Source organism: Asticcacaulis sp. AC460 (genome assembly GCF_000495795.1).
In the GTDB taxonomy this organism is placed as follows: domain Bacteria; phylum Pseudomonadota; class Alphaproteobacteria; order Caulobacterales; family Caulobacteraceae; genus Asticcacaulis.
In genome coordinates, this window is the sequence record NZ_AWGD01000015.1 from 30,625 (window position 1) to 55,604 (window position 24,980).

The 24,980-nt window shown below is 61.4% G+C and carries 19 protein-coding genes; 6 read left to right on the forward strand and 13 right to left on the reverse strand.

What is annotated here, in order from left to right:
• The first annotated feature begins 176 nt into the window (after nucleotides 1-176).
• Nucleotides 177-1,247, forward strand: coding sequence for a glycosyltransferase family 4 protein (locus ABAC460_RS32910; RefSeq protein WP_023452914.1), 1,071 nt, complete (start codon nucleotides 177-179; stop codon nucleotides 1,245-1,247).
• A 170-nt stretch (nucleotides 1,248-1,417) separates the two neighbouring features.
• On the opposite strand, the gene phnE is transcribed toward ABAC460_RS32910, so the two are convergent.
• The 4 genes from phnE to ABAC460_RS32930 form a co-directional block, all read right to left on the reverse strand.
• Nucleotides 1,418-2,224, reverse strand: coding sequence for a phosphonate ABC transporter, permease protein PhnE (gene phnE, locus ABAC460_RS32915; protein ID WP_023452915.1), 807 nt, complete (start codon nucleotides 2,222-2,224; stop codon nucleotides 1,418-1,420).
• Nucleotides 2,221-3,264, reverse strand: coding sequence for a phosphate/phosphite/phosphonate ABC transporter substrate-binding protein (phnD, locus tag ABAC460_RS32920; protein WP_023452916.1), 1,044 nt, complete (start codon nucleotides 3,262-3,264; stop codon nucleotides 2,221-2,223). The genes phnE and phnD overlap by 4 nt, the downstream gene beginning before the upstream one ends.
• Nucleotides 3,261-4,082 (reverse strand): phosphonate ABC transporter ATP-binding protein, encoded by an 822-nt coding sequence (locus ABAC460_RS32925; protein WP_023452917.1) that lies wholly within the window; start codon nucleotides 4,080-4,082, stop codon nucleotides 3,261-3,263. The genes phnD and ABAC460_RS32925 overlap by 4 nt, the downstream gene beginning before the upstream one ends.
• 328 nt (nucleotides 4,083-4,410) lie before the next feature.
• The gene (locus ABAC460_RS32930) at nucleotides 4,411-5,532 is read right to left on the reverse strand and encodes a cellulase family glycosylhydrolase (protein ID WP_023452918.1); all 1,122 of its coding nucleotides are present in this window, start codon (nucleotides 5,530-5,532) and stop codon (nucleotides 4,411-4,413) included.
• Between the two features lie 82 nt (nucleotides 5,533-5,614).
• Here ABAC460_RS32930 and ABAC460_RS32935 point away from each other — a divergent pair, with 82 nt between their 5' ends.
• The 3 genes from ABAC460_RS32935 to ABAC460_RS32945 all read left to right on the forward strand — a co-directional run bounded on the left by ABAC460_RS32935 (nucleotide 5,615) and on the right by ABAC460_RS32945 (nucleotide 8,624).
• Complete coding sequence (locus ABAC460_RS32935; protein ID WP_023452919.1) at nucleotides 5,615-6,652, forward strand: glycoside hydrolase family 43 protein; 1,038 nt, start codon at nucleotides 5,615-5,617, stop codon at nucleotides 6,650-6,652.
• Nucleotides 6,653-6,906: 254 nt separating this feature from the next.
• Nucleotides 6,907-8,178, forward strand: a complete 1,272-nt coding sequence (locus ABAC460_RS32940) for a type III PLP-dependent enzyme (protein ID WP_023452920.1) — start codon at nucleotides 6,907-6,909, stop codon at nucleotides 8,176-8,178.
• Between the two features lie 95 nt (nucleotides 8,179-8,273).
• Nucleotides 8,274-8,624 carry a DUF1428 domain-containing protein gene (locus ABAC460_RS32945; protein ID WP_023452921.1) on the forward strand — a complete coding sequence of 117 codons (351 nt, stop codon included), beginning with the start codon at nucleotides 8,274-8,276 and terminating at the stop codon, nucleotides 8,622-8,624.
• Between the two features lie 129 nt (nucleotides 8,625-8,753).
• On the opposite strand, the gene ABAC460_RS32950 is transcribed toward ABAC460_RS32945, so the two are convergent.
• The 4 genes from ABAC460_RS32950 to ABAC460_RS32965 all read right to left on the reverse strand — a co-directional run bounded on the left by ABAC460_RS32950 (nucleotide 8,754) and on the right by ABAC460_RS32965 (nucleotide 15,689).
• Nucleotides 8,754-10,259 carry a tryptophan halogenase family protein gene (locus ABAC460_RS32950; protein ID WP_023452922.1) on the reverse strand — a complete coding sequence of 502 codons (1,506 nt, stop codon included), beginning with the start codon at nucleotides 10,257-10,259 and terminating at the stop codon, nucleotides 8,754-8,756.
• Nucleotides 10,260-10,427: 168 nt separating this feature from the next.
• Complete coding sequence (locus ABAC460_RS32955) at nucleotides 10,428-13,199, reverse strand: TonB-dependent receptor (RefSeq protein ID WP_023452923.1); 2,772 nt, start codon at nucleotides 13,197-13,199, stop codon at nucleotides 10,428-10,430.
• A 482-nt stretch (nucleotides 13,200-13,681) separates the two neighbouring features.
• Complete coding sequence (locus ABAC460_RS32960; RefSeq protein WP_023452924.1) at nucleotides 13,682-14,701, reverse strand: LacI family DNA-binding transcriptional regulator; 1,020 nt, start codon at nucleotides 14,699-14,701, stop codon at nucleotides 13,682-13,684.
• 85 nt (nucleotides 14,702-14,786) lie between these two features.
• Nucleotides 14,787-15,689: an alpha/beta hydrolase gene (locus ABAC460_RS32965; RefSeq protein WP_023452925.1), complete on the reverse strand. Its 903-nt coding sequence runs from the start codon at nucleotides 15,687-15,689 to the stop codon at nucleotides 14,787-14,789.
• A gap of 811 nt (nucleotides 15,690-16,500) precedes the next feature.
• Between ABAC460_RS32965 and ABAC460_RS32970 the strand changes: the two genes are divergently transcribed.
• Complete coding sequence (locus tag ABAC460_RS32970; RefSeq protein WP_023452926.1) at nucleotides 16,501-18,960, forward strand: glucan 1,4-alpha-glucosidase; 2,460 nt, start codon at nucleotides 16,501-16,503, stop codon at nucleotides 18,958-18,960.
• A gap of 87 nt (nucleotides 18,961-19,047) precedes the next feature.
• Here ABAC460_RS32970 and ABAC460_RS32975 read toward each other — a convergent pair whose 3' ends face one another.
• The 5 genes from ABAC460_RS32975 to ABAC460_RS32990 form a co-directional block, all read right to left on the reverse strand.
• A complete protein-coding gene (locus ABAC460_RS32975) occupies nucleotides 19,048-19,647 on the reverse strand; it encodes a response regulator transcription factor (RefSeq protein WP_023452927.1) in 600 nt (199 codons plus the stop codon).
• On the reverse strand, nucleotides 19,644-20,714 hold the full coding sequence (locus ABAC460_RS48215; protein WP_023452928.1) for a sensor histidine kinase: 1,071 nt from the start codon (nucleotides 20,712-20,714) through the stop codon (nucleotides 19,644-19,646). Before ABAC460_RS48215 ends, ABAC460_RS32975 begins: the two co-directional genes overlap by 4 nt.
• A complete protein-coding gene (locus ABAC460_RS32980; protein ID WP_023452929.1) occupies nucleotides 20,701-21,879 on the reverse strand; it encodes a serine hydrolase domain-containing protein in 1,179 nt (392 codons plus the stop codon). The genes ABAC460_RS48215 and ABAC460_RS32980 overlap by 14 nt, the downstream gene beginning before the upstream one ends.
• 274 nt (nucleotides 21,880-22,153) lie before the next feature.
• The gene (locus ABAC460_RS32985; RefSeq protein WP_031236626.1) at nucleotides 22,154-23,179 is read right to left on the reverse strand and encodes a LacI family DNA-binding transcriptional regulator; all 1,026 of its coding nucleotides are present in this window, start codon (nucleotides 23,177-23,179) and stop codon (nucleotides 22,154-22,156) included.
• A gap of 30 nt (nucleotides 23,180-23,209) precedes the next feature.
• Nucleotides 23,210-24,115 (reverse strand): LysR family transcriptional regulator, encoded by a 906-nt coding sequence (locus ABAC460_RS32990; protein WP_023452931.1) that lies wholly within the window; start codon nucleotides 24,113-24,115, stop codon nucleotides 23,210-23,212.
• A 92-nt stretch (nucleotides 24,116-24,207) separates the two neighbouring features.
• Here ABAC460_RS32990 and ABAC460_RS32995 point away from each other — a divergent pair, with 92 nt between their 5' ends.
• A complete protein-coding gene (locus tag ABAC460_RS32995) occupies nucleotides 24,208-24,960 on the forward strand; it encodes an SDR family NAD(P)-dependent oxidoreductase (protein ID WP_023452932.1) in 753 nt (250 codons plus the stop codon).
• Nucleotides 24,961-24,980: the final 20 nt, after the last annotated feature.

Consider the following 24,980-nt stretch of genomic DNA (forward strand, 5'->3'; position numbering starts at 1 on the left):
AAATAAGGCATTTTGGCCGTTAAGCAAGCCACAACCGTGCGAATTCTTCGCAAGTTTCAGCCACTTCCGCGTTTTGTGCGCAGCAAAATGCAACAGGCGTTGAAATGGGGTGGCTTGCCAAGCGTTCGTGAAGCGGGCAAAGGGAAATTAACGACGGCCTTTGTGGGACAAAAAACGTGCGTATCTTGCTGGCCACCGATGCGTGGGAACCCCAGGTCAATGGAGTGGTGACGACGCTTCGGCGGACCATGGCGGAATGCGAAAAGCTGGGCCACGAATTCAAGGTCATCGAATACAACCAGTTCAAGACCGTGTCCTGGCCCGACTATCCCGAGGTCAAGCTGGCCCTGGGCTGTTACGAAGAAGTCCGCGAAATCATCCAGGATTACGAGCCCGACGCCATCCATATCGCAACGGAGGGCTTTGTCGGCCTGGCGGCGCGGCGGGTGTGCCAGGAATGGAAGCTGCCCTTCACCACCAGCTATCATACCAAGTTCCCGGAATATGTCTCGGCGCGCCTGCCGATACCGCTGTCGTGGGGCTATGCCTTCATGCGCTGGTTCCATAAGCCGTCCGGCCGCGTCATGGTGGCCACCGCGACCCTGGCGCGCGACCTGGAATCGCGAGGCTTCATCAATATCTCGCCATGGACGCGCGGGGTCGATACCGAAACCTTCCGGCCGGGGCTGGAGCCCATTTTCGAAGGGTTGCAGCGGCCGATCATGACCTATGTCGGCCGGGTGGCGGTCGAAAAGAACATCGAGGCCTTCCTGAAGCTGGATCTGCCGGGCACCAAGGTCATTGTTGGCAAGGGGCCGCAACTGGAAGAGCTGCGGACGAAGTATCCGGATGTCGTGTTCACCGGTCCGCGCTTCGGCGACGAACTGGCCAGGTCCTATGCCGACTCGGACGTGTTCGTGTTCCCGTCGCTGACCGATACCTTCGGGCTGGTCATCACCGAAGCCATGGCTGCCGGCACGCCTGTCGCCGCCTTCCCGGCCCACGGCCCGATCGATATCATCCCGGGCTCCGGCGCCGGCGCGATCAATGACGACCTGGCGGTGGCCATCGCCGAAGCGCTCAAGATCGACCGCAAAGACGTCCGCGCCTATGCCGAAAAGTTCTCATGGCCGGAATGCGCCGCCGAATTCATCCGCAACCTGGAACCCTACCCGGAACCCGCCAAGACCAAGCTGTGGAACAAGCTGCGGCACCTGACGCGGAAGCGTGGCAGTAAGAAGGGTTAAGGCGAGGGGTCGCGGACCCCTCGACCCCATAACTTGTCCGAGCTTGAGATTTCTACATAGCCAAATAAAAAAGGGCCACTTCGGAGCCCTTTTTTATTTGGCTTTTCAGAAGCCCAACCCTGAACGAGTTACGGGGTCCAGGGGCCTGCGGCCCCTGGTCTTAAATCCTTTTACAGCAACCGCTTGCGGATCTGCGCCGAGACCATGTCGATGATCATGACGGTCACGACGATCACGATGACGATGGCGGCGGTGACCGGATAGTCGAAGCTCTTGATGTTTTCGAACAGCACGAAGCCGATACCGCCGGCGCCGATCAGGCCCAGCACGGTCGACGAGCGCACGTTGGATTCGAACCGGTAGAGGGCAAACGAGGTCCACAAGGGCGCCACCTGCGGGATGACGCCCCAGATGATCTCATGCAACCGCGATCCGCCCGTGGCGCGCACGCCTTCGACCGGCGCCTTGTCGATGGCTTCGACCGCTTCCGAGAACAGCTTGGCCAGCACCCCGGCATTATGCAGCGCCATGGCCAGCACGCCCGCCAGCGGGCCCGGACCGACCGCGACGAAGAAGGCCGTGGCCAGCACGATCTCGTTCATGGCCCGCAGCAGGTCCATGAAGCGACGCACCGGCTGGACGATCCATTGCGGCGCGATGTTCGACGAACCCAGCAAGGCGAGCGGAATCGCCAGGAACACCGACAGTACCGTGCCCCACACCGCAATCGCGATGGTGACCCACATTTCGGGCAGATAGACGCGGAACAGATCCTTGAAGTTCGGCTTCAGATAGCCTCTGGAGTACTCGACCGTATTGGGCCAGTTGTCGATCAGCTGCCCCAGGTCCGATATCTTGGCCGGCTGGAACGCCAGCAACAGCAACAGGACAACGACAAGCGTCAGGCCCCAATTGGTCGCACGTGTGCCCAGGGAGGGCGACGGCGGGGTCAGGGCAGATGGTTGCGCCTGACTCATGATGCGGACGACGAGCTGGGGTCGGCCGGCGCCTGCATCGGGGTCAGGGCGTCATGCGCGGCCTTTTCCTTCTCAATCGCGGCGAACTCGTCCTGGGCCTTTTTGATTTCGGCCGCGTCGCCGGACTGCTGGGCGATCATCAGTTTGGTGGAGGCCTCCATCAGGCGCACCGGGATAAAGTGGCTGTTGTCACCCGGAATGAAACCGCCCAGGACCAGTGGCTTCAACACGTTGCGCTGGCGCTCGCCTTCGGCGCCCGGCGCCCGGCCGTAGGACAGGAAGAAGGAACGGAGCTTTTCCTTGACCACAGGGTCCAGGTCTTTGCGGTAGATGATCACGTCGTTAGGTAGCGGCTCCGGCGATTGCCAGATCACCTTGACCTTCTTGCGCAGGACCGGGTCACGGCTTTCGAGATCGACCAGGGCCGTGGTGTTGTTGGTGGCCGCATCCAGAACGCCGTTGGCGACGGCCTGGATGTTCTGGCCGTGGCCCTGGGTCAGCACGGTCTTGAAGCAGCTCTTGGGCTCGATCTTCTTCGGCACGAACAGGTAGTACAGGGGCGCCTGGGTGCCGGAGGTCGACTTGGCGTCGCCCATGCCGAAATTCAGGCTCTTGTCGCACTTCAACACGTCGTCGACCGTCAGTTTCGAGTCCGCCTTAGCGATGATGATCGAATAATAGCCCGCAAAACCCTCCGGGTAGATGGTTTCGGCAAAGACCTCGCCATCGGCGATGCGGATGGCGTCCAGACCCGGCACGTTCGAGAACCAGCCCGCCTGGACCTTCTTGAAACGCATGCCTTCGATCAGCGCCGTATAGTCCGGCGCGAAATACGGGTTGATCTCCAGGCCGGTCTGCTTGCGCATGTCGTCGAAGAACGGAGTCCACAGATCGTTCAGGGTCTGCGACTTTTCGACCGACAGGACCGAGAAATTGACGACCTGCTTGCCGCCGGCAGCGGGCTTGTCGCAGGCCGCAAGCGTGGCGCCCGCGGCGGCGAACAGTCCAGTCAGGACGGATTGGCGCGTAAATTGGGTCATGCCTTGGCCTCTCCCCAGAAGGCGTCCTCGAACTCGGCGCCGTAAATGTTTTTCAGAGTTTCGTCGTCCAGTCCCGATGCCGGCCCGTCATAGACGACCTTGCCGTCCTTGAGCGCCAGAATGCGGTCGCAATAGAGTTTGGCGTAGTCAACCTGATGCAGGGTGACGATTACGCCCACTCCATTGTCTTTATTCAGATCGACCAGAAGCTTCATAACCTTGCGCGCCGTTACGGGGTCCAGCGAAGCTACGGGTTCGTCGGCCAGAACGATATCCGCCCCCTGCACGATGGCGCGGGCGATGGCGCCGCGTTGCTGCTGGCCGCCCGAAAGGGTGTTGGCGCGCTGGCCGGCGAACTGGGCGACACCGACATGGTCCAGTGCGCGCATGACGGTCTGTTTTTCTTCCGGAGTCCACATTCCGAACAGGCCGCGCAGGCCCGACACCTTGCCCAGGAAACCGAGCGCCGCATTGGTAAACAGCGACAGCCGGCCGACCAGGTTGAACTGCTGGGCAATCATGCCCATGCGCGAGCGGGTCGCACGGACATCGGAAGCCAGAGAACCATTCTTTTGCACCACCTTGCCCAGGACGGAGACGGTGCCATGGCCCCGGTCAATGGTGTGCAGGCCGGAAATCGAGCGCAGCAGGGTCGACTTGCCCGAACCCGACGGTCCGATCAGCGCCACGCGCTCAGGCTTGGTCATGACGAAGGAAACATTGTCGAGGGCTTTGAAAGTCGTTTTGCCGCCCGCGGCGGCTGCCTTGCGGGTGAAGGTCTTGCTGACCGATGTCACTTCGACGAGAGGCGCCGTCATCCACTCTACCCTTGGCCGTTGCTGGCGGCACGCATACCACTCATCCGCATACACGGACCTAATGACAGTCATATTAACGATTTGGCCGCAGGGCAATGGGGGAAAGTGCCGCGCACGGCAATTTTGTTGCGGCGCAGGAGCTGATTTGGCCTGTAATAATTCCCGGCTTGGGTGGCCGTTGCGCTGCATGACCTGCGCCAAGAAATCCCCCACCGTCTCATTTGCTTCCAGCAAATGATCCACCTCCCCGTATAACGGGGAGGGATTAAGTTGTTTAGATTGCTCATTTTTTTTAGCCTTAAACGGGGTGGGCAAAGGAAGGTCAAGCCTAATTGCCGCTGGTAGCATCGGTCAAGGCGCGCAGCAGGTCGATTTCCCTTTGCCGGTAAGGGGTGCCGTCGGCGCGGAACAGGTCGTGGAACCACACCACCGGCTCGCGATCCGTGTACGGATGGGCATAGGAATCCCACGGGAAACGCGTCTGGGTCTTGCCATCGACCAGACCCCAATTGACCATGACGACCTTCTCGCGATGGCCCACCGGCAGGACGCCGTCGAGGGTCGAACCAGCGCTGCGGGCCAGGTATTCCGTACAGAAGACCGGCCGGCCATAGGCCTTGAGCTGGGTTATGCGGTTTTCGACCTCTTCCGGCCAGCTATAGCTGTGGAAACTGATGATGTCGGACTGGGTGAGTTGGGTCTGCTGGATCGCGTTCAGTTTCGTCAGACCGCCCGGCGCCCAGTCGCCGCCATCATAGACGCCGCTGGTCAGGGGCTGGGTCGGATCGGCCGAACGCGCCCAGTCGAAGACCTTGGGCAGGAGGTTGGTGACCAGGGCGCCCGCCCCGGCATGGTGCATGGTATCGGCGCCGCCGTCTTCGTGCGGTTCGTTCCACACATCCCAGGCCAGGATGCGTTTGTCGTTGGCAAAGGCGCCGACCACGCCCTTCACATAGGCTTCGAACTGCGGATAGACCGCCGGATCCTTCAGCCGGTCGATGCCCGGGCTTTGCAGCCAGCCGGAATTGTGCAGGCCGGGTTTCGGCGCCGGTTGCTTCCCCAGCTTCGGGTGCGGATCCCAGCAGGAATCGAACAGGACGAAGATGGTCTTGATATGGTGGCGGTCGGCGATGGCCAGGTAGGTTTCGATGCGCTGTTTGAAGCCGTCCGGATCGGCCGCCCACAGCATGTCGTGGAGATAGACGCGCATGGTGGTCATGCCGGCGCTTTCCGCCCAGCCCAGTTCCTGGTCGATCATTTGGGGGTTGAAGGTATCGGCCTGCCACATTTCCAGCTGGTTGATGGCGTCGCGCGGGATGTAGTTGGCGCCGGCGCGCCACGGTTCGCTGGCGTACCAGGTATTGGCCTGGGCCGGCGTCCATTGCGGCCGGGCTTGCGCCAGCGTGGGGCAGAGCAGCAGGCCGATGGCGACCAGAGAGATTAGACGCATGTTTCCACCCATGATGTTTTGACTTGGGGTTTTTATTTATCCTACAATCGCCGACAGATGCTGTCCATCATATGAGGCGACCATGCGCAAACTGCTTATTCCACTGGTGTTTGCGTTCGCGGCCGGTGCTGCGCAGGCCGGTAACCCCATCGTGCCAGGATGGTATGCCGATCCCGAGATCCGCATCTTCGACGGCAAGTACTGGATCTATCCGACCTATTCCAGCCACTTCGGCGAACCCGATACGTCGAAGAGTCTGACGGCCGGCCAAACGTGGCAGCGTGAACAGCCCGGCATCTGGTCGCCCTTCCTGGCGCAGACGTTTTTGAACGTCTTTTCTTCTGATGATCTGGTTCACTGGAAGAAGCATTCGCATGCTTTGGACGTCAAGAATGTGGCGTGGGCGGCCTATGCGGTGTGGGCCCCCTCGGCCGTCGAGCATAACGGCAAATATTATCTCTTCTTCGGCGCCAACGACATCAAGACCAACAACCAGATGGGCGGGATCGGCGTGGCGGTTTCCGATCGCCCAGAAGGTCCGTTCAGGGATGCGCTGGGCCGGCCGCTGATCGGTCAGATTCATAATGGCGCCCAGCCGATCGACCAGATGGTCTTCCGCGACGATGACGGTCAGTTTTACATGTATTACGGCGGCTGGAAGCACTGCAATGTGGTCAAGCTGTCCAACGACCTGCTCAGCGTCGTGCCGTTTCCCGATGAGGAGCTGTATAAGGAGATCACGCCCGATCCCGCCTATGTCGAGGGTTCGTTCATGGTCAAGCGCAAGGGCGTCTACTATCTGATGTGGTCCGAAGGCGAATGGACCGGTCCGGATTACCGCGTCGCCTATGCCATGAGCACCTCACCGTTCGGTCCGTTCAAGCGGATCGGTACGGTCCTGGAACAGGATACACATATCGCGCGCGGCGCCGGGCACCACTCGGTTGTGAATATTCCGGGCACGGACGATTGGTATCTCGCCTATCATCGCAGGCCTTTGGATACGCAGGACGGCAATCAGCGCGAAGTGGCAATCGAGCACATGTACTTCAATGAGGACGGGACGATCCGGCCGGTCGTGATGACCGATGAAGGTGTGGCGGCGCGGCCGTTGAAGTAAGCAAGAAAGATACCCCTCCACCGCTTCGCGGTCCCCCTCCCCACTTCGTGGAGAGGAGGGCGCTTGGAACTTCTATAGGCGATAGCCGGGAGACGGCGTAAAATCGTGATCGCCGCGGTCACAAAAAATCCCAAATAACTCTTTACATACGGACCTATATCACTATGTTCCCCGTTCTTCCGGCGGACCCCTAGAGTTCATTGTAACGCTGCTAACGCCGGTCTGGGTTTCAACACGAAAATCGGGGAACCGAAGTGGATCACATCACTTCCGCCCTGGACCTGGTCCGCAAGCAGCCACCGGAACGACCCGTCGCCCTCGTGCGCCGTCGTCCCGTTACAACTGCCGCGCATTGGTTCCAGCAAAACTTCAAAGGCGACGTCTTCTACGCCGTCAAAGCCAATCCGTCGCCCTGGGTGCTCGAAACCCTGTGGGCCGCCGGTGTGCGTTCGTTCGATGTCGCTTCGCTGAACGAGGTCGAGCTGGTCCGTTCGACCCTGCCGACCGCGCGCCTGGCCTTCATGCACCCGGTCAAGAGCCGCGTGTCGATCGCCCAGGCCTATTTCGATTTCGGCGTCCGCACCTTCAGCCTGGATACGCACGAGGAACTGCGCAAGATCCTCGACGCCACCGGCGGCGCCAAGGACCTCAACCTGATTGTTCGCCTGGCGACCTCGGGCGAAGGGTCCAACCTGCCGCTGACCAACAAGTTCGGCGTTCAGGCCCACGATGCCCCGTCGCTGCTGATGGCGGCGCGCCAGGCGACCCAGGACCTGATGGGTGTCAGCTTCCACGTCGGTTCGCAGTGCATGCGCCCGACGGCCTATGCCGCCGCCATGGCCGCCGCGTCGCGCGCCCTGGTCCGCGCCGGCGTGTTTGCCGATGTCGTCGATGTCGGCGGTGGCTTCCCGTCGGTCTATCCCGGCATGGTGCCTCCGGCCCTGTCGGAATATATGGACGTCATCAACCGCGCCTTCGACGAAATGAAGGTGCACGAGGAAACCCAGCTGTGGGCCGAACCCGGCCGCGCTCTGGTCGCCGAGTCGACCTCAGTGCTGACCAAGGTCGAGCTGCGCAAGGGTGACGCCCTGTACCTGAACGACGGTTCCTACGGCAACCTGTTCGACGCGACTCATGCGAAATGGCCTTTCCCGGTGCGCCTGCATCGTCAGGACGAGGCTGAGACGGATACGCTGAAGCCGTTCCGCTTCTACGGCCCGACCTGCGACTCGATCGACTCCATGCCGGGGCCGTTCTGGCTGCCGGATGACGTCAACGAAGGCGACTATGTCGAAATCGGCATGCTGGGCGCCTATGGCGTGACCATGGGCACGCGCTTCAACGGCTATGGCGAGACCGAAACAGTGTTCCTGGATGACGCGCCGATGGCGTCGCTGTTCGGCCTGGGGCCGCGCAGCGTCAATTATCCGCGCGCCTTCGATGCCGTCGAGGAGAACAAGGTGGTGCGCCTGAACCGTCCCAAGGGCGGCAAGCGCGGCAAGAAGCGGGTCAAGGCGAAAGCCTGAGGTTTTGCCTCACGGCCTTGTGTAGGGTTGCTGACTGTTTCTGGTGGGAGGGGTGGCCTAAGACAGGCCGCAACCTGACCGAAGGAGACGCGGCAATGACCACCTATATCGACGGCTTTCTGATCCCCATCCCCACCGCCAACAAGGAAAAGTACAAGGCCGGTTCGAAGGTCTATAACGACCTTGCCAAGGCCAATGGCGCCCTGCGCATCGTCGAATGCTGGGGCGACGAGGTGCCCGACGGCAAGGTGACCTCATTCCCGATGGCCGTGAAGCTGGAACCCGGCGAGACGGTTTTGTTTTCCTGGGTCGAATGGCCCGACAAGGCCACCCGCGACGCCGGCAACAAGAAGATGATGGAAGACCCGGCCATGGCCAGCATGGAGATGCCCTTCGACGGCAAGCGCCTGATCATGGGCGGCTTCGAAGTCCTGGCTGAGTACTAAACATCGAAGCTGAGGGAGCGCCGGAAGAAAGTCGCCCCACCACCGCACCTCACTCGCTGGCGACCTGCGGTCTGGCTCGCTCGAGCGGTCCCCCTCCCCACGCGAAGAGCGCGGGGAGGTATCATTTGATTAAGCCACTGCCGGGCAGTTCTGCTGTACGAAGGCGGCGTGGTCCGGCAATCCGGCAACCGTCCGATCCAGGATGACGCGCAGGTTCTTCATGAAATCGGTCAGGTCATCCTCGCCGATGGCATGGGCCAGGGGCGCCGCGGCACCCGGCATGATCCCCTGGCCGATCAGGACCTGGGCCCAGTTGGTGTCCCTGAACAGGTCGTCTTCCTCGATCAGCAGCCGGCCGTGCTGGCGGAAATAGTCTATCTTGTGCGCCAGGGTGTCGGGAATATCCATCGTCCGGCAATACTCCCAGAACGGCGTGTCGCTGCGGGTCGTCGCCTTGTAATGCAGCACCAGGAAGTCGCGGATCAGCTCATATTCATGCGCCGTCTGACGGTTATATTCAGCGATTTCCAGCGGATTGAAGCGCTTGTCCGGGAATAGCCGCAGGAACCGGGTCATGCCCGACTGCACCAGGTGGATGCTGGTCGATTCCAGCGGCTCCATAAAGCCTGACGCCAGGCCCAGGGAGAGGCAGTTCTTGACCCACGATTCCTTGCGCCGGCCGGTGACGAACTTCAGAATCCGAGGTTCCGCCAGATTCTCACCGGTGACGTTCGCCAGAAGGATCTGCGTCGCCTCATCGTCGCTCATATACTGGCTGCAGAAGACATGGCCGTTACCGACGCGATGCTGCAACGGGATGCGCCACTGCCAGCCGGCGCTGTGGGCGCGCGCCTGGGTATAGGGTTTCAGCGGCCCGACCGAGGTCGTCGGCAGGGCCACCGCCCGGTCGCAAGGTAGCCAGTGCTGCCAGTTGTTGTAACCGGCCTTCAGGGCGTCCTCGATCAGCACGCCGCGGAAGCCCGAGCAGTCGATGAACATCTCGCCTTCAACCACCTGGCCGCTTTGCAGGGTCAGGGATTCGATAAACCCGTCCTCGGCGCGCAGGTTGACGCCCGAGACCTTGCCTTCGATGCGCGTGACGCCGGAATTTTCGCAACCGATACGCAGGAACTGCGCCATCAGGCCGGCGTCGAAATGGAAGGCGTAGTCCATCCCATCCATCGAGGTGTTGGGCACCTGCTTGAGACGGCCGAAACGGTTTTGCTTTGCCGCCAGCGCCGTCAGGGAATAATCCCACAGATGGACGTTATGGCCGCGCAGGCGCTGTGCCAGCCAGTACTGGTAAAAGGGCAGGATGCCCAGGGGCTGGCCCGGCGCGCCGAAGGCGTGGATATAGCTGTGATCTTTGGCGTACCAGTCGATGAATTCGATGCCCAGCTTGAACGTGCCGTGGACCCGCGACAGGAACTGGTTCTCGTCGATGCCGAGAAAGGTCAACAGCTTGGTGAGCGGCGGGATGGTCGCCTCGCCGACGCCGACGGTGCCGATCTCGTCGGATTCAACCACGGTGATGGCGATGTTGCGGCCCCAGGTCTTGGCCAGCATGGCCGCGCTCAACCAGCCGGCGGTGCCGCCGCCCAGGATGACAACCTTTTTGATCAGATGTTCACTCATAAGACAGCCCGGGCCTCAAAAGGTGGAAGGTCACTTTTCACGAGGTGTTGCAAAAAGCCAGAGCCTCTGCAGGATTCTGGCCGTGAATACGATTACTTGATGGATCTCGCACAAAAAAACACCTGCCGGTCGCAAACCGGCAGGTGTCATTATCAAATCCGGATCGGCTTAGAAGAACTTGTAGTTCACGCCGAACAGGTAGGTCGATCCATAGACTTCATGACGCATGACGTTGGCCGGATTGCCCTGGGTGTAGAGCTTAAACGGCTCGTTGGTCAGGTTGGTGCCCGAGAAGGACAGGGTCAGACCCTTCAGCGTGCCTTCCTGGAACTCGTAGCTGACCTGGGCGTCGATGAGCGATTCTGCGGCCACATAGCGGCTTTGCAGGCTGTTGGTGTAGTCCGGCACTTCGCCGAGGAACTCGCCGCGGTAACGGTTCGAGATCCGGGCCGAGAAGCCATGGTTTTCGTAGTAGATGGTGGTGTTGACCACCTTCTTCGACAGGCCCGGCAACTGAATCGGGTTGCTACCCGACGGGTTGATCTCGCTATCGTTGAAGGCCGCCGAAACCACCAGACCAAAGCCGTTCAGCGGTTCCCAGATCATTTCACCCGGGATGGAGGCCGACAGTTCCAGACCCTTGATCCAGCCACCCGAGCCGTTCTGCATCACCGAGACCGTGCCGGTCCGCTTGGCGTCGGCCTGGGTACAGACAAACACATTGTTATTGAAGCAGTTCGCGTTGGTCAGCGGCACGCCGGAGTAGTCGCGCAGGATCGTCTGATTGAAGATGTAGGAGGTCATGTCCTTGTGGAAGATCGCCGCCGAGACATAGCCCTTACGGCCGAAATATTTTTCCAGCGACATGTCGAAGGCGTTGGCCTTCCAGGGCTTCAGACCCGGGTTACCGCCGCCGCCCGACCAGTAGTACTGCTGGCCGTTGAAGATGACCGGTTGGCCATTGTCCGAGGTCGGTCCATAACCAATGCCCGCCGCCATGTCGTCCATCCGCGGACGGACGATGGTGGTCCCGGCGCCGAGACGCAGGGTCATGTCGTCAGCCACAGCAAAGTTCAGCGAGACGGACGGCAGCAGGTCGTCATACTTGGCGCTTTCCGAACGTATCTTGGTTCCGGAGGCGGTGCCATCGGTGAAAGCCGACGTTGCCGTCTGTTCGGCCGCCTGATGCATCAGGCCGATATTGCCGGTCAGCGGGATACCAAACACTTCGCTGTCGATGTCCGCCTTGACGAACAGGGTGGTGACGGTTTCGTCGACGTTCCACGTCTTCTTGACCGCGTCCTGGCTGACGTCCTGCTGGAAGTTGAAGAAGCCGTCCTTCCACATGGCCAGGCCGTCATAGGAGATCATGCCGGAAACACCGCCCAGGAAGGAGGCGTCGGTCACACCCATGCGGTACTTTTCCGGAACCACAACGGCCGGGGCCGTTTTCAGCATGATGAAGCCTTCGACGCCCTTCTTGTCCTTGGTGCGGCTGCTCTGGTTGACACCGAAAGCGACGCTGGAGAAGAAGCCGTCATCGATACGACGCCTGGCGGCCAGCTTGATGGTCGTCAGTTCGTCCTCGATATGCGGCGCTTTGACGTAGCCGGCACGGTTGGCGGGACCACCCCAGCCACCCGGATCGGTCAGGAAGATGGTGTTGAAGTTGGAATAGTCGATCACACCCTTCAGGGTCGAGAGGCCGTAATTGTCCGGTGTGTCAAAGGTGATGGTGTCGGTCGCGCCCTGGCCGCCCGGGCCGGTACCGGCCGTCGATTCCAGGATCAGGTCGTCACGTTCGACCTTGGATACGGCGACGTCGGCGAGCAGGTTCCAGTGGTCGTTCAGGTCGTAGCCGACATTGAAGCCCAGCGAGTCGAGCTTGGCTTCGCGTTCGTTGGTGTAGTTTTCGACCACGGCCTTGACGCCGGTGAACACGCCATGCGTGATGAAGTTGTTGCCGACCGTGTAGCCGGGCTGCAGGGTCGCCGAGCTCCAGTACAGCGGATATTCCAGGCGGGCGATCTTCTGCAGTTCGCGGAAGTCCGAGTGATAGGCGTCGATCGTGATGTGCAGCTGGTCGTTCGGCTTGAACTCCAGCACGCCCATATAGCCGTCACGCGTCAGGTTGGACGAGATGATGCCGTCCTTCTCGCCGCCCAGGATCATCTTGCCCTGGTGGGTCGGATAGCCGCCGTCACCCCAGGGCTCCTTCTTCTGGACCTGGTAAGGCGAGTCGGTGTGCGCATAGCCCAAGGCCAGGCCGACCTTACCGTCCATGAACTGGTCGATATACATGGCCGAGAAGCGGTTGCCGCTGTTCTTCATGCCGCCGATAGCAGCCTCTTCGCTGTTCAGTTCACCGCGCAGGTTGATGGCGGCGGCACGCTTGCCATAGGCCAGCGGGCGGACGGTCAGCAGGTCGGCGGTGCCGGCGAGGCCCTGGCTGACCATGCCGGCGTTCGGGGTCTTATAGACCAGAACCTGCGAGATCAGTTCCGACGGATACTGGTCGAATTCGACCGAGCGGTTGTCGGAGGTCGAGACCTGCTCACGGCCGTTCAAGGTGGTGACGGTGTAGTCAGGCCCCAGGCCGCGGATCGACAGCGACTGGGCGCGGCCGTTGGTGCGCTGGGCTGCGATGCCGGGCAGGCGGGCGATCGATTCGGCGATCGAGGCGTCGGGCAGCTTGCCGATGTCTTCGGCCGAGACGGCCTCGACGATCTGGGACGAGCGCTTCTTGACCGAGATGGCGTCCTGGATACCGCGGCGGATGCCGCTGATGACGATGGCCTGGCCGTCGTCGGGGGCGGCCGCCGGAGCGTCCTGGGCCATGGCCGGAGCCGTGAAGACGCAGGCGGTCAATATGGCTGCCGTCGCGCCGCAGGTCAGGAGACGTGCACGCAGCGCCCCGGTTTGACCCTTAGAATGTTTCATTTGAACTTCCTCCTGGTGTCGTTTCGACGATATCGGCGTTCGCCGGCTTATCAGCCGCGGCGTTACGCATGTATCTCAACCCTAAAAAGCACTCTTACGGCGCTGTTGGCGGACTATCACTACAACACAGTTCTTTTTGCAAGGCTTTGCAAAATTTTGCAGTCTTTTGTTTAAACAAATCGTAATGTTGTGACTTTCAGGTGACGCATTTGAAGCATTTGGGCGCTATTGTCCGAGTTTTACCGCGCTAACCCTTAAGTTCGTGCACGCCTTGCACGAAAAGGGCTTGCTTGGAATTTTTTGACACAAAATGCAAAAAATTGTAATTTTATGCAAATTTTGTGATTTTTGGGGCTGTTTTTACTTTGACAGCGCTTACCTGAGGTGGATGGGGTCCATGTTAGCGCTACCCTTTTGCGCGAGCCGAAAACGCGCAAAACAGCATACGGTAACCCTTGGATGATTCGAGGCCTGAAAGGCGCTTAGCCCCCACACGACTCCCGGACGACCAACTCGGTGGCAACGATTTCGGAGTGGGTTTCGTCGTTGGAGATCGAACCGATCAGCTTGGACACCATCAATTTGCCGGCGCGGGCCAGGTCCTGGGAGATGGTGGTCAGGGACGGGTGGGTCAGGCTGGCCAGCTGGATATTGTCGTAACCGACCACCGACACGTCCTTGGGCACCTGCAGGCCGGCGCGCATCAGGCCGCGAATGGCGCCAAACGCGATGATGTCGGAACAGGCAAACAAGCCGTCGAAGCTGACGCCCTTGTTCAGCAGGTTCAGCACGGCAGCTTCGGCCGAGGCCATTTCGAAATGGGTCGGCACCACCAGGCGTGGATCGTATTCGATGCCGGATTCGGCCAGGACATTGAGATAGCCCTGGAAGCGCAGCTTCATCTCGATGCCTTCGGTTTCACCAAAATAGGCGATGCGGGTCCGCCCCAGCCGCGCCAGATGCGCCGTCGCCCGGGTCCCGCCCTGCAGGTTGTTCGATCCGACCGTGCAATATTTCTGGCCCGGCAGTTCCTGGCCCCAGACGATGAACTTGTTGGTCGAGCCGGCCAGGTGGTTGAAGCGGTCGTGGAGGTAGCTCTGGCCCAGGAAGATGACGCCGTCGGCCTTGATGTTCTGCATCAGGGTGACGAGGTCGTTCTGCGACCGCGGTGTCAGGTGCGACAGCAGCAGATCGCAGCCCATGTCGCGCGCGGCTTCGCCGACGCCGGAGATCATTTCGAGATAGAAGGGGTCGGAAAAGCGGCCTTCGCGGCCGTGGGGCGGCGGGATGACGATGGCGATGGTGGCCTGGGAGCCCGACATCGACATCGGCATGTCCTGGTTCAGGACGTAATTGTGGTCGCGGGCGATCTTCCAGACACGGCGCTTGGTGACGCGATTGACGGCCGGCGAGTCATTGAGGGCGCGCGACACGGTCGCCACCGACACGCCGGCGATCTTCGCCAGGTCTTCCAGCCGGATCTTGCCCTTGTTCGCGTCCATCTTACGCCACCCTGCCCTGTATCAGGCGCAAGGAAGCCTGATTTCCCCTTTGCAAGCAAGTGCTTTCCTATTTATGAAAAAATTTTCATCGATTCAGGATGAAGACCAGAGGGATGTCGATGCGCTTGCGCCAGTCCTTTTCGCTGTGTTCGGTGCCGGGGAAGACCCGGCTCTGGAAAACCGCAGCATCCCAGCCGTTGTTCAGGAACATGGTCGTGACGCTTTCCATATAGGGCGTGAATTCGCGGTCCAACCCCAACGTCCCCTGATCGCTGTAGATACGGTTGCGTCCGGGTTGCAGCCGGCTTGATTTCAGCCAGGCGCGCCAGCCATCGGTCACCGTCTTACGGTCGGCGGCCACGCCGGCTGGATCCTTAGCCCAGCTGGCCATCAGCCACGGCATGGACAAGGAGGCCGAGGCGCCGAAAACCTCCGGATATTCGCCCTGGGCGTAGAGGGCGATATGGCCGCCCATTGACGAGCCCATGATGGCCGTCCCTTCCGGACCGGTCACCGTCGGATAGGCTTTGTCGATGAAGGGTTTGAGTTCGGTGACCAGGAATTTGAGGAAGGCGTCGGAATTGGGCGGCTCGTTGTCTTCGAACGCCCGGATACGGGCCTGATAGTCCGCCGGCATCAGGTCGTAGACCCTTTGCGGCATATATTCGCGCGTCCGCGCCTCGATATTGTTGACCGCCACCACGATGGTCGGCGGCACCTTATGATCTGCCATCAGTTTCGGCAGGGCGTCGGCCACGCCCCAATCAGCGCCGCTATAGGGCGACGGTGTGAAGACATTCTGGCCGTCCATCATATAGAGGACCGAACAGCGGATCACGCCCTGGCAGGCCTCCGGCACCCAAACTGTGATGTCGCGCGGCTCGACACCCGGCGACGACATTTTCGGATAGTGATCCAGCCGGATTTCAGCCTGGGCCGTGCCCGCCGCCAACAGCAGCACGGCCGCAATGATACTTGTCCAACGCATAATGCCTCCTCCAACCGGTCTGGTGCGCCGGGTTCGGATTAACCAAATCCGCAAAGGGTTTGGCTGTCCAGTTGCATACGTATTCAGCCCAAGATTCTGAAAAATCGTGACTCTTTGACATTGCATTGCACCCTGATCCATGCAAATGTGTGAATGAATTTGTAAGCTTTTTCGCCAATTGGCCTTTTCAGAAGCGTCCCACAGGCGCTTCTTTAGTTTTGGGGTCCGGCTGTAAACGTTTACAGTGAGTTTCAGGTGCGGTTTTCGGCTGTTCGAGCGTCGCAAGTCGCACCTGTCCGACATTCCGGTTGTTGTGACGCAACCGGAATACGCCAATTACAGGGTGCAGACTTTGTAAGTGGTATCTTCTCAACACAAACTTCCCCTTGTCCGGTTTCGGGCGAGGGGATTTTTTTGTGCTTTTTTGGGCGCGCTCTATCTGCGTTTGCCTGAAACCAGGCGGCGGCGATATCTACGTAAGATACCCCTCCGCCGGCTTCGCCGGCACCTCCCCAGCCTCGCCGGCAGGCATTCGTGGAGAGGAGGGAGCTCTGCTTCTTCGCATGCGGTCGTTCTGCAAAAAAACCTCTATAATCAAAATCTTGTATTTCTGCGAATTCCCTTCAGGGACGTCTTCATAAAAATTTAACGGCGTGAATACGTATGCATCGCGACTCCGTCGTGAAATTTGCATACTGTCGCAAAAAATGGCGCGGGCCGGTTTATCCGGACCTGGCGGCTCAACAGATACAGACCCGATATAAGCGGACGGCCGGCAAGGCCGCGATGAAAAAGGGTGCAGGAGAGGCGTATGTTTACAAGGATTTCGAGCCGCGCGACGTGGCGGGCCACGGCCGTCAGCCTGGCTGCCCTGATGGTGGCTGGCCTTGCCACGCCGGGCTTTGCCGCCGAAGACGAAGTTGTTCCGAACCACAATCCGACGCTCAATGAAGGCGGCAGGGCGACCGATGGCCCCGGCCTGCCCTCGCCCTGGTCCTATTCCGCCAAGACCGGCATCGGCACGTCCTACGAAGCCTATAGCGATTTTCAATTCTCTGATAAGGCCGCCACCGGCAAGGTGTCCAAGGTTTGGTTCTCCCTGGCCGACGGCATCCTGACCGAGACGATGTACGGGCTGATCCACCACGCCCAGATCCGCGAGATGCAGATCGCCGTCACCGGCGACGGCTGGACCGCCTTCGAAAAGACCGACACCACCTCGCAGATCGCCTATATCCATACCGACAAGGACGGCCGCCCGCTGTCGCCGGCCTATCGCATCACCAATAGCGACAGGCAGGGCCGCTTTGTCATCATCAAAGACATCTTTACCGATCCGGACCAACAGACCCTGGTGACCCGTGTCACGGTCAAGGCGCTGAAAGGCCCGGTGACGCCCTATGTCATCCTGGACCCTTCCGCCGCCAACACCTCGGGCGACGATGAAGGCCAGGCTTCGGCCTCGGTGCTCACGGCGTGGCAGGGCGATGTCGCGCTGGCGCTGAAGGCCAGCGTGCCGTTCAAGGGTTACAATGTCGGCTATGCCGGCGTGACCGATGGATTGAAGGATCTCAGCGACCACCAGCAGATCTTCGCCCAGCACACAGCGACCACCACGCGCGGCAATATCGTCCTGGTCGGGCAACTGCCGGCCGTGGCGAACAGCGCGACCTTCGACCTGGCCGTCGGCTTCGGCGCCAATCCGGACGCCGCCGCCGCCGAAGCCCAGGCGACGCTGAAAACCGGTTATGCCAAGGTTCTGGCCAACTATAACGGCCAAGGCGCCGCCATCGGTTGGGAAGACTATCTCGGTTCGCTGTCCGAGTTGAAGAGCCTGGTCCCTGTTTCGGAAGACAATGGCAAGCTGCTCTACGCCTCGGCCCTGATGCTGAAGGCTCAGGAAGACAAAACCAAGGCCGGCGGGCTGATCGCCTCGCTCAGCAATCCGTGGGGCGACACCGTCTATACCGACGTTTCGGCGACGGGTTACAAGGGCGTGTGGCCGCGCGACTTCTACCAGGTCGCCATGGCCCTCGCCGCCCTGGGCGACCGCGAGACCCCCGTCGCAGCCTATCGCTATCTGCCGACCGTCCAGGTGACGAAGGACACGCCGGGCAATACCGGCGCCACGGGATGGTTCCTGCAAAAGTCGCATGTTGACGGCACGCCGGAATGGGTCGGCATCCAGCTGGACCAGACCGCCATGCCGATCCTGCTGGGTGCGCGCCTGGCCGATATGAAGCTGATTTCGCAGGACGAGCTGCTGTCGTCCTATGGTTCGATGCTGAAACCGGCAGCCGAGTTCCTGTCGCGCGGCGGCACGATCGGGCTGGACTGGAACCACGCCACCATCACCCCACCCTATGCCCAGCAGGAACGCTGGGAAGAGCAGGAAGGTCATTCGCCCTCGACCACCGCGGCGGTGATCGCCGGGCTGGCGGCGGCGGCCGACATCGCCACCAAGGCCGGCGATACGGCCGGCGCGGCGGAATTCTCGGCCAAGGCGGCCGACTATTCGGCCAAGCTGGAACAGCGGTTGTACACGACCTCTGGCAAGATCCGCGGCGCCGACAAGCCGGCCAGCTACTACCTGCGCATTTCGCGTTCGGACGACGCCAACAATCCCGGCGTCCAGGACGAGCGCAACGGCCGCGCCGGCCTGGCTTCGGACCTGATGGTGGACCAGGGCTTTATCGAGCTGGTGCGCTATGGCGTGCGCAAGGCGAACGATCCGCATATCGTCCAGTCGCTGACCATTATCGACGACCAGAACCTGCCGGAAAACCTGCGCGTGCGTTACGATTTCAGGTTCGCAGGTTCGGACGTCACCGTGCCGGGCTTCCGCCGCTACGGCAATGACGGCTACGGCGACCGCACGGAAGGCGGTAATTACTCCGTGAACGGACAAATGCACCCCAGCCAGCGCGGCCGGGTGTGGCCCATCTTCACCGGCGAGCGCGGGCACTACGATCTGGCGGTTGCCGCAATGAAGCCGGGCGGCGCCAGCCAGGCCGATGTCGACGCCATCCGCAGCGTCTATGTCAAGGGCATGGAGCTCTTCGCCAATGATGGGCTGATGATCCCGGAGCAGGTGTTTGACGGCGTCGGCACCAATCAGCCGCACAACTATGTGCTGGGTGAAGGCATCGACGGCGCCACGCCGCTGGCCTGGTCGCATGCCGAATATGTCAAGCTGTTGCGGTCGTTGCGCGACAAGCAGGTGTGGGACAGGAGTCCCGCCGCTTTCGACCGGTTCGCCGGTAAGCAATAGGTTTTTCAAGATCGGTCAAAGTTCCAAGTCTCAACCCTTTGACCCAAACTTGGCCCTCGGCGAGTGCAAGCGCCGGGGGCTTATTTTTTACAGCCACCCCATTTGGCGGGCGATCCGGCAGGCGTCGATGCGGTTGACCGCATTGAGTTTCTGCAGGATTTCGGACAGGTGGTTGCGGATCGTCCCCGGCGCCTTGTCCAGCAGACGGGCGATGGTCTTGTTGCTGTGGCCCTGCTCGGCCAGGCGCAAAAGCTCGCGGTCGCGGTCGTTGAGCGGGTCATCCGTTTGCGTCAGGTCGCCCAGTTGAGGGTCGATGACCCTTTCGCCCGCCATCACCCGGCGGATGATCTGCGCCAGTTCGCGGGACGGCGTATCCTTCAGCAAATAACCGCGGACTCCGGCTGCCAGGGCGCGTTGCAGGTAACCCGGCCGGGCAAAGGTCGTCACCATCACCACGGCAACACCTGGGGCATCGTGTTTCAGATGCTGGGCCAGGTCGATCCCGCCCATTTCCGCCATCTCGATGTCGCTGACGACCAGGTCGGGCCGGCAGTCCGCCATCATCTCAAGGGCCGCGCGGCCGTTGGGCGCTGTCCCCACGACGGTGAAGTCGTTCTCCAGAGCCAGCAGGCTGGCGATCGCGCCCAGGACCAAGGCCTGATCTTCCACCACCAGAATCCGGATCATGGTTGGGGCTCCAGCGGAAAGCGGGCGTGTATTTTCACGCCGTCCGCGGAATCAACCTCCAGCGCAGCGGCGCGGCGGCGGATGCCCTCCAGTCCGTTGCCGAAGACGATCGGTCCGCCACGGCCATCGTCTGCGATGTCGAGGAAGAGGGTCGGACCTTCACGGCGGATGTCGATGGTGCAGGTCGTAGCCTGGGCGTGGCGGACGACATTCGTGACGGCTTCGCGCATGACCATGGCGACTTCGTGCTCTACAGAGGCCGGCAAAGGCCCGGCCGTGTTCGAAAACGTCAGCCGGATATCGGCAGCTTCGAGCAGGGCGCGGACATGGCCGGTGGCGGCGATCAAAGTCGACTGGTTCAGGCCACGGATGGCCGAGCGGATCTCCTGCAAGGCTTCGCGCCCGACGGTGTTGATGGCGTCCAGTTCCGACCGCGCCCGTTCTGGTTCGCTGTCGATGACCCGGGAGGCCAGGTCAGATTTCAGCACGACGGTCGAAAAAGCATGGCCGACAATGTCGTGCAGGTCGCGCGAGATGCGCTCGCGTTCACCCATGACGGCCAGGGCTTCGGCCTGGGCCCGGGCGCGGATCAGTTCTTCAGTCTGGTCCTGAAGCAGGCTGTTGGCCGCTGTGGCCGCCGCGGCCAATCCGCCGAAGAAGATAGCGCCGAAACCGAATATCCACGACACCCAGCCTATGGCGACCGCCACGACCGTGGCGGCCACCATCCCGCCCAGCCAGAGATAACGCGGCCGGCCGCGCTGGCTCTGGACCGTAATCATGACGGCGAACAGCATGATGATGCTGGCCGCTGCGGTCAGTTGGCCCAGACCGAGGGAGATGGCGGCGATGACGGCGATGCCGGGCCAGGCGGCGCGCCCGCGCAGGTCGAACGAACCGTAATAGGCGATCAGGAAGACCGGCAGCGCGGCGAGCGAGGCCTGCCAGTCCAGATGCCTGGGCTTTTCGAGGAACCACGGCCAGACATACATGATCAGGTAGGACAGCCAGATGGTTGGTCCATCCAGCGCCAGGCCTAAGAATCGTCTGCGTTTAATCTGCGCCATCGGCCTTCAGCATAAGGAGACCGAGTTCTTTGGCGAAATCCTGGAACGGTTCGCGGCCCTGGATTCCCCGGTTGGTCATCACGGAGACAGCCATACCATAGTCCGGGAACAGCATGAAACTGGACGATGAGCCTTTGGCGGTGCCGTTGTGATGGATGACTCGGATCTTCTTGCCGTCGAGGTCGATCTCGCCGACCCGCCAGCCCAGGGCATAGTTTTGCGGATTGATGGTGCCGTCTTTAAGGGGTTGCGGCGTCCAGAAGGTGTCGCGCACATTTGCCGGGAGGAATTCGTTGCCGATCCAGGCGCCGCCAAGTTTGGCCAGGTCCTGCGGCGTGGCGACAAAGCCGCCGCCGGCCCATTTGATACTATCGTCCGTAGGCAGAGCATCGCGATAGTTGCCGTTCTTGACTTCGTAGAAGCGGGCGCGATGATCGTTGGCGATCGTGCGGTCGTCGGGTTTGAGGCCGGCCAAGTCCAGGGGCGCGGCGACATGTTCTTGAATCAGATTGAGATAGGTGTCGCCGCCGGCGCCTTCCATGACGCCGCTGGCCAGGACGATGCCATAGCTGGAATAGGAGAAGCCGGTGCCGGGGTCGAACAACAGGGGCGAATCCGAAAAGGTACCCACGGCGTCGCGGACGGTGTCGAAATGGCGGGTGTTTTCATAGTCCCAGATAGGGGCGCAGAAACACATACCGTAGTGGCGGATGCCGGCGGTGTGCGACAGCAGTTGCCGTGTTGTGATCGGGTGACCCTTGTCCGGGAAATAGTTGATATAGCTGGTGATGGGTTTGTCGAGGTCGAGCTTGTTTTGCGAAACCAGGATCGCGGCCAGGGTGGCGTTGACCGCCTTGCTGCTGGAACCGATGCGGTACTGGCTTTGCGGCGTGGCAAGCGTCCGGGTTTTCAGGTCGGCATAGCCCTGGGTATGTGACCAGACGATCTTGCCATCGATGCTGATGGCGGCCGACAGGCTGGGGTAACGTCCGGTGGCGTATTGGTTGTTCAGAAAGGCGGTCGCCGGATGGGATTGGGTGGGCGCAGAGGCGGCTTTTTCCGGCAAAGCCTGCCAACCGAACGGCCAGACGATCAGGGGCCTGAAGAGAAGGTAGGCGGCGAAGCAGATCGTGATCCCTAAAGCCGCCCAGAAGATTTTACGCATCGGTTGTCACCCTTTGATGATTGGATGACAGGGATAGCGATGAAACTGTCCGCGGGAAGTGACAGATGTCATGGATGGACTACTATCCTCCACCGCTTGCGGGGGAGGTGGCGAGCAAGTGAGCCAGGCCGAAGGCCATTGGCGAAACGCGTCGAGACGGAGGGGGTGTGACACGCTCCGAGCTTCCGGCTCCCCCTCCGCTTCGACGCGCTTCGCCTGAAGAAGGCTTGCTTGCTCAGCACCTCCCCCGCAAGCGGTGGAGGATAAGGAGGTTCTATCCGCCGCAGCTTTCGCGAATGACGAGTTGCGTCGGAATTCGGGTCATCTCGACCGGCTCGCCGTCGATCAGGGCACTGAGGGTATCAACCAGGACCTGGGCGGCCTTCTTGGTGTCCTGGCGGACCGTGCTCACAGCCGGGTTGGTGCAGGTGCAGGCCCACAGATCGTCGAAGCCCATCACCGACACGTCCTTCGGCACATGCAGGCCGCGCTTTTGCAGGCTCTGGATGGCGCCAATGGCCAGCAGGTCGGTGACCGCGAACACCGCGTCGAATTCCACGCCGTCGTCCAGCAACCGATCGATCGCCGCCGCACCTTCTTCGCGCGAGATAAAGCAATCAACCGCCAGCCCGTCGTCGGGTTTCACCCCGGCTTCGTGGTGGGCGCGGCGGTAGCCCTTGTAGCGTTCGAAGAATTCCGAATGGCGTTCCGAGGCTTCGCCCAGGAAGACTGTGCGCTTGCGGCCCAGTTTCAGCAGGTGCGCCACCGCCGAGTGCGCGCCGCCTTCGTTGTCGGAGCCGATAAAGACGTTCGGCGTTTCCGGCATGACCGGACCGAACACCACCCAAGGCTCGCCGACCTGACGCAGAGCGTCGATCTTGCGCAGATAGGTCTCGAAATCGCGATAGCCCAGGAAGATGATGCCGTCGGCGCGGCGCGAGAAGCCGTAGTCGGCCCCCCAGTCGGCGCTTTGCTTTTGCAGCGACATCAGGACGTCGACGCCCTTTTCGCCGGCATAGTTCATGATCTGGCCGATCAGCGGCAAGAAGAAGGGATTGATCGGGTTGTCGCCCTGGTCGATGTCTTCCGACACCAGGACGGCGATGGTGTTGATCTTCTTCGACCGCAGTTTGCGGGCGTTGATGTCGACCGTGTAGTTGAGCTTGGCCGCCGCGTCGAACACGCGCTGGCGTACGCCTTCGCTGACCGAGGCCGGCCGCGACAGGGCACGCGACACCGTGGCCTGGGAAACCCCGGCCAGGGCGGCAATGTCGATCGATGTCGGGCGTCTTACCTGCATGTTTTTATTATCTTGGACCATGACACCCCCTTACGATTTAGACAAGTAGTCGCCCATGATGGCCGCCACCCAATCCATGAAGGCGCGCACCCGTCGCGCCTGGTGACGGCGGCGCGGATAGATCAGGGCCACCGGCAGGGGCTCGGCTTCGTAGTCCGGCAGGATTTGCACCAGCCGGCCTTCAGCCAGCAGCGGCGCCGCTCCGGCAATGGGCGATTGGATGATGCCCAGGCCTGCCACGGCCGCCGCCTGGAAGGATTCGGTGCTGTTGACGAACATCCGTCCGGGGACATCACGCGTTTGGTAATCGCCGCCGTCGCGGTATTCGAAGCCCCATGGTTTTGCCCCGAGTTGGCCGACATAGTGGACCATGAAGTGGTGGTCGAGATCGTCCAGAGTCAGCGGCGTGCCGTGGCGCTCGAGATAGGCCGGCGAGGCGACATTGACCATGGTCATGACGCCCAGTTGCCGCGCCATCAGGCCGGAATCGGGCCGGGCGCCGACGCGGATGACGCAGTCGAAGCCTTCGGCCACCACATCGACGCGGCGGTCGGTGCAGCTCAGTTCGAGTTGCAGGCCGGGATGGCGGTCGAAGAAGTCTGGCAGCCGCGGGACGATGAAGTTACGCGCCATGGCCACCGGCATGTCGACCCGCAGAGTGCCGGTCAGGGCCTGGGGCTGGGACTGGAACATGGCGTCCATGTCTTCGGCATCGGACAGCAGGTCGCGGGCGCGTTCGTACAGGGCATGGCCGTCGTGGGTCAGCTGGACCTTGCGGGTGGTGCGGTAGAGGAGCTGAGTTTTCAGCCGCGATTCCAGCGCCGCGACGGCCGAGGACACGGCGGATTTCGGCAGACCCAGGGAGGCTGCGGCCTGGGTGAAGCTGCTCAGTTCGGCGACGCGAACAAAGGCGGCATAGGTATCGAGGCGGTTCATTGTTCTGATATTTCGAACAGAATGTGGTAATTAGCGTTATTTATCGTGTCAAAGGCAAACAGTAAAGTGGTGGCATCAGAAGGAGATTTCTCATGACCATAGCTTTGATTACCGGCGGTTCGCGCGGCCTGGGCCGCAATATGGCCCATCATCTGGCGGCGCGCGGCGTCGACATCCTGTTCACCTACCGCTCACGCCGCGATGAGGCCGAGAGCCTGATCGAGGAACTGAGGCTGATCGGCCGTAAGGCGGTCGCGATCCAATTGGACACCGGCGTCATCGGCCAGTTCGCCGGTTTTAAAGCGGCGGTAGGGTCGGCGTTGAAGGACGTGTGGGGCCGCGACGATTTCGACTACCTGATCAACAATGCCGGCATGGGGCTGTATGCGCCGTTCGCCGAGACCACCGAAGCGCAGTTCGACGAGGTGATGAATGTTCACTTCAAAGGGGTTTTCTTTTTGACCCAGGCTTTGTTGCCGATGATCCGTGACGGTGGGCGGATTGTGAACCTGTCGTCGGGGCTGGCGCGGTTCAGCTATCCAGGATCGTCGACCTATGCCGCAGCCAAGGGGGCTGTCGAGGTGTTGACGCGCTATCTGGCGGTGGAGCTGGGGCCGCGGCGGATCGCGGTCAATGTGCTGGCGCCTGGGGCGATTGAAACCGATTTCGGCGGCGGAAGGGTGCGGGACGATGCCGGATTGAACGCCATGATCGCGTCGCGGACGCCTTTGGGGCGGGTCGGTTTGCCGGACGATATAGGCGGGGCTGTGTCGCTGCTGCTGTCGGACGAGGCCGGCTGGATCAACGGCCAGCGGATCGAGGTGTCGGGCGGGATTCACGCCTGATTTTGCGGAAGAAGCCGGAG